This is a genomic window from Flavobacterium sp. ACAM 123, from assembly GCF_000264055.1.
Classification (GTDB): Bacteria; Bacteroidota; Bacteroidia; order Flavobacteriales; family Flavobacteriaceae; genus Flavobacterium.
The window spans coordinates 1-7,344 of record NZ_AJXL01000142.1 but is presented as its reverse complement, the minus strand read 5'-3'; the positions used below and the strand labels follow the sequence as shown (position 1 = coordinate 7,344).

Here is a 7,344-nt window from a genome sequence, read left to right as displayed (position 1 = left end):
ATTCGTTTAATAGTAAAGTTCTCCATATTTTATTTTTTAATTGAAAGTATTTTAGTTTTTGGAGTGATAGAAAAAGGATTGTCTAAAAAATCCAATTTTAGAGAATAAAAGTATAAAACGATTCGTTTAATTACCGATAATAAACATATAAAATCGATTAAATACACACAAAGGAAAAATATATAAGTTAAATATGATAAAAAAGTCAGTAGTGTCTGATAAAAATAATTATCAATTCTTCAAGAATTAGTCTCATTTGTTTTATACAATAATTTTGTATTGTAGGGTCGAAAATTGCTTTTAGGTTGATTTTTAAACGAGGGAAAGTAACATTACAGTGAGAAAAATTAAAGAGGAAAGATATAAAATAAATTGGGTGATGGTTGAAAACGTAATTGTCTAGTCGCTAACATTTGGTCAAGTGTCGAAAAAGGAGTGATCAAAATGAAAACAAAGGAAATGTTTTTATCCTAGTACTTTTTTCAGACTCTATAATAAATAAAAAACCCTTAAACAATTGCTGTTTAAGGGTTTGTTTTTGTAGCGAGGACGGGATTTGAACCCGTGACCTCAGGGTTATGAAAATTGCTATATTTTTTATATCCCCTCTTACTTTGTCATTTTATAGGACTTAACCGAATCTTGAATGTTTCGAGGTTTGTTTTTTTTCTGAGTATTCCTCACTCTTTTTCCTCACTTTTTTTTGACTCAAAATTTAGCAAATATTAATTTTATTAATCAGAGGTTAATCTTCGAAAAGTATGATAAATTCCTGGATGATAATTATAGAATTACTTGTATTAAACATCATTTTTAAAATAAATTAATCTAAATTTCTCGATTTGAGATTGTGATTTTAACATCTTGTTTTTACAATTTACTAGTATGAAATAATGGCTTCGCCGAAAATTTATTTATAGAAGTTCATTTAAATATAAAATTATTGATTTTAAATTAAAATTGGTTCGAATCCGATTATGGTCACAATACTTCCAATAAACATGTAATAATTGTTTTTGTCAAAGTGGTAAATAATGAGATTCAATGAAACTTTTTAGAGGAAGGGATGAATGTTGTAGGGGAAGAATTTTAACAACCTTAAATAGTAGCGGAAAGATAGATTTCGGACAACCGATATTTTGAGAACTCAAATTTTGTTTGTGACAGATATAATAAATAGGTATTTCAGTTCGAATTCAAATTAAATGTATTTAGGAGCATATGAAAATAAGAAAAAAAAAGCTATCGAACAACAAAAAAAAGATATTGAAAAAGTTAAAGATATTGGTGACCGTGTGGTTAGACTTTTAGAATGATTCTTGCTTTTTAGGAAGCTATCGAAAATAAAAAAGCCCCGAAGATAGTCGAGGCACTAAATGTTTTCACAACGGAATAATCCTTATTGTGAATTCCTTTCAAAACAAATATACAAAGTTATTTGTAAATAATATAGTTGATTCGTAATATTTTTGTTTAAATTTTATGCGTACATTTTTGAACAATAAATGTTGAAAGTTATGAGTAAAAATATATTAGGTTTAGATTTAGGTACCAATAGTATTGGGTGGGCTTTGGTAAAACAAGATTTTAAAAATAAAGAAGGCGAGATTCTTGGAATGGGATCTAGAATTATTCCGATGTCACAAGATATTATTGGAGACTTTGGAAAAGGAAATTCTATTTCTCAAACAGCAGATAGAACTGCGTACAGAGGAGTTAGAAGATTACGTGAACGCCATTTATTGAGACGTGAACGCTTGCATAGAGTTTTGCATATTCTAAATTTTTTACCTAAACATTATGACCAACAAATAGATTTTATTCAACGCTTAGGAAAATTTAAAAGGGACCTTGAACCTAAAATCGCTTATTTCGAAAATGAGTTTTTATTTAAAGAGTCATTTAATGAAATGCTAGAAGATTTTAAGGTTCATCAACCAGGATTCTTACTAAATAAAAAAGGAGAAAACAGTTTAGTTCCTCATGATTGGACAATTTATTATTTGAGAAAAAAAGCGCTAACTCAAAAAATAGAGAAAGAAGAACTTTCGTGGATAATTTTAAACTTCAATCAGAAAAGAGGGTACTATCAGCTAAGAGGTGAAGAAGAAGAGGAAGACCCCAATAAATTAGTTGAATTTCACTCTTTAAAAATTGTTGATGTGGTTGCTGATGAGCAAAAAAACAATAAGGGTGAATTTTGGTACTCCTTACAATTGGAGAATGGTTGGGTGTACAGAAGATCCAGTAAAACCCCATTGGATGATTGGAAAAATAAAGTTCGTGATTTTATAGTTTCAACAGATTTAAATAATGATGGAACCGAAAAGATAGGCAAAGATGGCAACGTTAAACGAAGTTTTCGTGCTCCGAGTCCGGACGATTGGACGTTAATGAAAAAGAAAACTGAGCAAGAAATTAAAGAATCTGATAAAACGGTTGGAACATTTATTTATGACCACTTGTTAGCGCACCCAAAACAAAAGATAAAAGGACAACTCGTTCGCACCATTGAGAGAAAGTTTTATAAAGAAGAGTTACATAAAATTCTTAGTAAACAAGCTGAATTTCATAATGAATTCAAAGACTCTGCAGTTCTAAATGATTGTGCTTGCGAATTATATCGAAGTAATCATCTGCATCAAAAAATGATAGCTTCAAAAGATTTACTGTACTTGTTGATAAATGATATTATATTTTATCAAAGACCTTTAAGGAGTCAGAAATCAAATATCGGCACTTGTAGTCTAGAGTTTAGAGTTTCAAAAGATGAGAAGGGGCAAGAAATTGTCAGACCTTTAAAAGTTATCGCAAAATCGAATCCTTATTATCAAGAATTTAGATTGAGACAATGGATTCAAAATCTTTCTATTTATAGAAAAAATGATGATGTGAACGTTACTAGAGATTTTTGGGATAGTATTGAAGATTTAGAAAAGCTATTTGAATTTTTAAATCAAAGAAAAGAGATTGAACAAAAATTTTTAATAAAGTTTCTTTTAGAAAATCAAGATTTTAAGGGTAAAGCATTAACTGCGGAAATAGAAAAATATCGCTGGAACTATGTGCAAGATAAAAAATACCCTTGCAACGAAACTCGACATATGATTCAATCACGATTGGATAAAGTGAGAAGTATTTCGGATGGTTTTTTAACTTTTGAGAAAGAGATGGCTTTATGGCATCTAATTTATTCTGTAACTGATAAAATAGAATATGAAAAAGCTTTGAAAACATTTTCAAAAAAGAATGAATTGGAGATGGAAACTTTTGTAGATGCCTTCAAAAAAATTCCACCTTTTAATAGTGATTATGGTAGTTATTCTGAGAAAGCAATTAAAAACCTACTTCCTCTTTTGCGTTTTGGAAAAACTTGGTCATGGGAATCGATAAATACTGATGCGCAAAGTAGAATTGATAAGATTATTACTGGAGAGTTTGATGAAAATATCAAAACTCAAATTAGAGAAAAAGCAGAAAAGTATAAATTAAACAAGGAGAAAGACTTTCAGAATTTACCTCTCTGGTTGGCACAATATATTATGTATGGCAGACATTCAGAAGCGGCGTTGGCTGGTAAGTGGAGTTCTGTTAAAGATTTAGAAGATTTTATCAAAGATTTTAAACAACATTCCTTGCGAAATCCGATTGTCGAACAAATAATTACAGAAACACTTCGTGTAGTACAGGATATTTGGAAGAAGTATGGAAAAGGAGCTGCTAATTTCTTTGATGAAATCCACGTAGAGTTAGGACGAGACATGAAGAATACTGCTGATGAAAGAAAAAGCATTACCAATATTGTTACAGATAACGAAAATACAAACTTACGCATCAAGCTTTTGTTAGCAGAAATGTCTTCTGATATTGCTGTAGATAACGTACGTGCCTATTCTCCAATGCAAGCTGAAATCCTGAAAATTTATGAAGATGGTGTTTTGAAGTCTGATATAGAAATTGAAGAAGATATTTTGAAAATTAGTAAGACTGCACAGCCCTCTAGTTCAGAATTAAGACGATATAAACTATGGTTAGAACAAAAGTATAAATCACCATATACAGGACAGATTATACCTTTGAATAAATTATTCACTTCCGAATATGAGATTGAGCACATCATTCCGCAAAGTCGCTATTTTGATGATAGTTTTAGCAATAAAATTATCTGTGAATCTGTGGTAAATAAATTAAAGGACAATCAAATTGGATTAGAATTTATTAAGAATTTTCATGGTTATAAAATGCCTAATGGTACAAAAATATTTGAAATAGATGAATATGAAAATTTTGTAAAGCTCCATTATAATAAAAATAGGAGTAAACGAAATAAGTTACTCATGGATGAGATTCCTGAAAAGATGATAGAAAGGCAATTAAATGACACCAGATATATTAGTAAATATATTTCTAATTTATTGTCAAACATTGTCCGATCTGATGTGAATGATGATGGGTATAATTCAAAAAACATTCTTCCTGGAAACGGAAAAATAACAAACCGTCTAAAGCAAGATTGGGGATTAAACGATGTTTGGAATGATTTAGTTCTGCCAAGATTCGAACGAATGAATCAAATAACCAATTCGTCTGATTTTACTTCTTATAATGAGAACCATCAAAAGTTTCTCCCAACTGTTCCGCTCGAACTATCGAAAGGCTTTTCAAAAAAACGAATTGATCACAGACATCATGCAATGGATGCTTTAGTAATTGCTTGTGCAACTAGAGATCATATTAACTTATTAAATAATGAATCAGCAAAATCGGATTCAAAGAGATATGATCTGAATCGTAAGCTCCGCAAGTTTGAGAAAGTTGCTTATAATGATTCTAGAACTGGAGAAAGAATCGAACGTGAAGTTGCTAAAGTTTTTTTAAAACCTTGGGGTACTTTTACTAATGATGCTAAAAAAGAACTAGGAAATATTGTCATTAGTTTTAAGCAAAATCTCCGAGTGATAAATAAAGCGACAAATTATTATGAAAAATGGGTTGATAAAAATGGAGAACTGACAAAAGAAAATGTAAAACAGGAAGGTGTAAATTGGGCAATTCGAAAACCGTTGCATAAAGAGACTGTTTCAGGAAAGATAAAATTGGATAGAATAAAAGTAGCAAAGGGCAAAATTTTGACAGCAACGCGAAAATTGCTTGATACTTCTTTTAATGAAAAAGTAATAGCTACAATCACAGACACAGGAATTCAGAAAATTTTACTCAATTATTTGCGACATAAAGAAGGCAATTCTGAGATAGCATTTTCTCCTGAAGGAGTGGAAGAAATGAACCTTAATATCAGTCATTTTAATGATGGAAAAGATCATCAACCTATTCTAAAGGTTAGGGTTTTTGAGCAGGGAAGCAAGTTCATTTTGGGGGAGACAGGTAATAAAACTGACAAATATGTTGAAGCAGCAAAGGGCACTAACTTATTTTTTGCTGTTTATGCTGATAATAATGGGAAAAGAAACTTTCAGACGATTCCTTTAAATTTGGTAGTAGAAAGACAAAAACAAGGTTTAAACTCAGTTCCGGAAGAAAATGACAAGGGTGAGAAGCTGCTTTTTACTTTATCGCCGAATGATTTGGTTTGTTTGTCAGAAATAGAAAGCTTCAAAGAACAAGATCTATACAAAGTTGTTAGTTTTAGTGGAAGCCAACTATTTTTTATTAAACATAATATGGCTGTCTCTATTGTTAACAAAATAGAATTTTCCGCATTGAATAAAATGGAAAGATCTGTTGATGGTATTATGATTAAAGATATATGCGTAAAATTAGAGGTGGACCGACTTGGTAATATTTCAAAAGCCTAATAATATGCTTAAACGCACCATATACATAGGCAATCCAACATATTTGAAGTTAAAGGACAATCAACTTAAAATTGAGGATGCAGAAACCAAAGAACTTAAGGGATCTGTTGCTATAGAAGATATCGGTTTTCTAGTGCTCGATCATCCACAAATTACGATTTCGCATCCAGTAATTTTGGCTTTACAGCAGCAAAATGTAGCTATTATCAGTTGCGACGAATCGCATTTGCCATTGGGATTAATGCTGCCTATGAGTGGTCACGTTGAACATTCGGAGCGATTAAGGCATCAGATAAATGTTAGTGAACCTTTGCGCAAGCAATTGTGGAAACAAACCGTCGAGTCAAAAATATTTCAGCAAAAGGAAGTACTTAGGAAATTTAATCTACAACATGATTCTATGCTCCAATATATGAATGATGTAAAATCGGGTGATATTACCAATATGGAGGGAATTGCAGCGCAATATTATTGGAGAAGATTGTTTGACGATTTTATAAGAGAGCGAAAAGGAGATGCGCCCAATAACTTTCTTAATTTCGGTTATGCAGTTTTGCGTAGTATGGTAGCTCGTGCTTTGGTAAGTAGTGGATTGCATCCAACTATCGGTATCTTTCACCGGAATAAATATAATGCTTATTGTTTGGCGGATGACATTATGGAACCATACCGGCCGTATGTCGATGATTTGGTAGTTCAATGGATGCAAATGCCCCAAGCTTCTCATGAGTTGGACAAAGCTGCCAAAGCGCATCTTTTACAGTTGGCAACTCGCGATGTCTATATAAACGGATTGCAACGTCCCTTGTTGACAGCAATTAGTATCACAACAAGTTCGTTGTGCAAATGTTTTATGGGTGAAAGTCGAGTAATCCATTACCCATTGTTTAAATGAGTTTTAGTAGATATAATGCATACAGAATTATGTGGGTACTTGTATTTTTTGATTTGCCGACAGAAACGAAGAAGCAGCGAAGTGTTGCTGCTAGATTTCGTAAATCCCTATTAGACGATGGTTTTGCGATGTTTCAATTCTCTATATATCTGAGACATTGTCCCAGTAAAGAAAATGCTGAGGTACATATCAAACGAACTAAAAAGAATCTGCCGCCAGAAGGAAAAGTAGGAATTTTATGTGTTACTGATAAGCAATTTGGTCAGATGGAATTATTTTTTGCTAAAAAGGAAACCGAATTGCCAAATATTCCTCAGCAATTGGAGTTGTTTTAAGTCATTTATTTCTATAAAAGCGCACTTAGGCACAGGGGGAATCTGCTATTTTAGGTCAGATTACATCGGACTCTAGTAAAATGGGAGACCATCAAAATAAAATTACGGCCGTATGACAATTGAAAAATGCCTGGGAACAATTGTTCTATCAGGCATTTTTTAGTTTTTTTACTTTTGTAGATTTCCTTCTCAATCCTCTATTTTATTGAGAAATTCTGAGGTTGGAACCATATTTTATAAATCTACAAAAATTTGAAAGGAATTCACAACATCAATTGTGTAACCTATGTAATATCCT

Annotated in this window: 3 protein-coding genes; all 3 read left to right on the top strand. The window is 31.7% G+C overall.

The window, feature by feature from the left end; genetic code table 11:
• Positions 1 to 1,517 precede the first annotated feature (1,517 nt).
• The 3 genes from cas9 to cas2 are packed head-to-tail and all read left to right on the top strand — an operon-like array spanning position 1,518 to position 7,046.
• Complete coding sequence (cas9, locus tag A3SG_RS0116765) at positions 1,518 to 5,816, top strand: type II CRISPR RNA-guided endonuclease Cas9 (RefSeq protein ID WP_035664469.1); 4,299 nt, start codon at positions 1,518 to 1,520, stop codon at positions 5,814 to 5,816.
• 4 nt (positions 5,817 to 5,820) lie between these two features.
• Complete coding sequence (cas1, locus tag A3SG_RS0116760) at positions 5,821 to 6,711, top strand: type II CRISPR-associated endonuclease Cas1 (protein ID WP_029596874.1); 891 nt, start codon at positions 5,821 to 5,823, stop codon at positions 6,709 to 6,711.
• Positions 6,708 to 7,046 carry a CRISPR-associated endonuclease Cas2 gene (cas2, locus tag A3SG_RS0116755; protein ID WP_016991163.1) on the top strand — a complete coding sequence of 113 codons (339 nt, stop codon included), beginning with the start codon at positions 6,708 to 6,710 and terminating at the stop codon, positions 7,044 to 7,046. Before cas1 ends, cas2 begins: the two co-directional genes overlap by 4 nt.
• Positions 7,047 to 7,344: the final 298 nt, after the last annotated feature.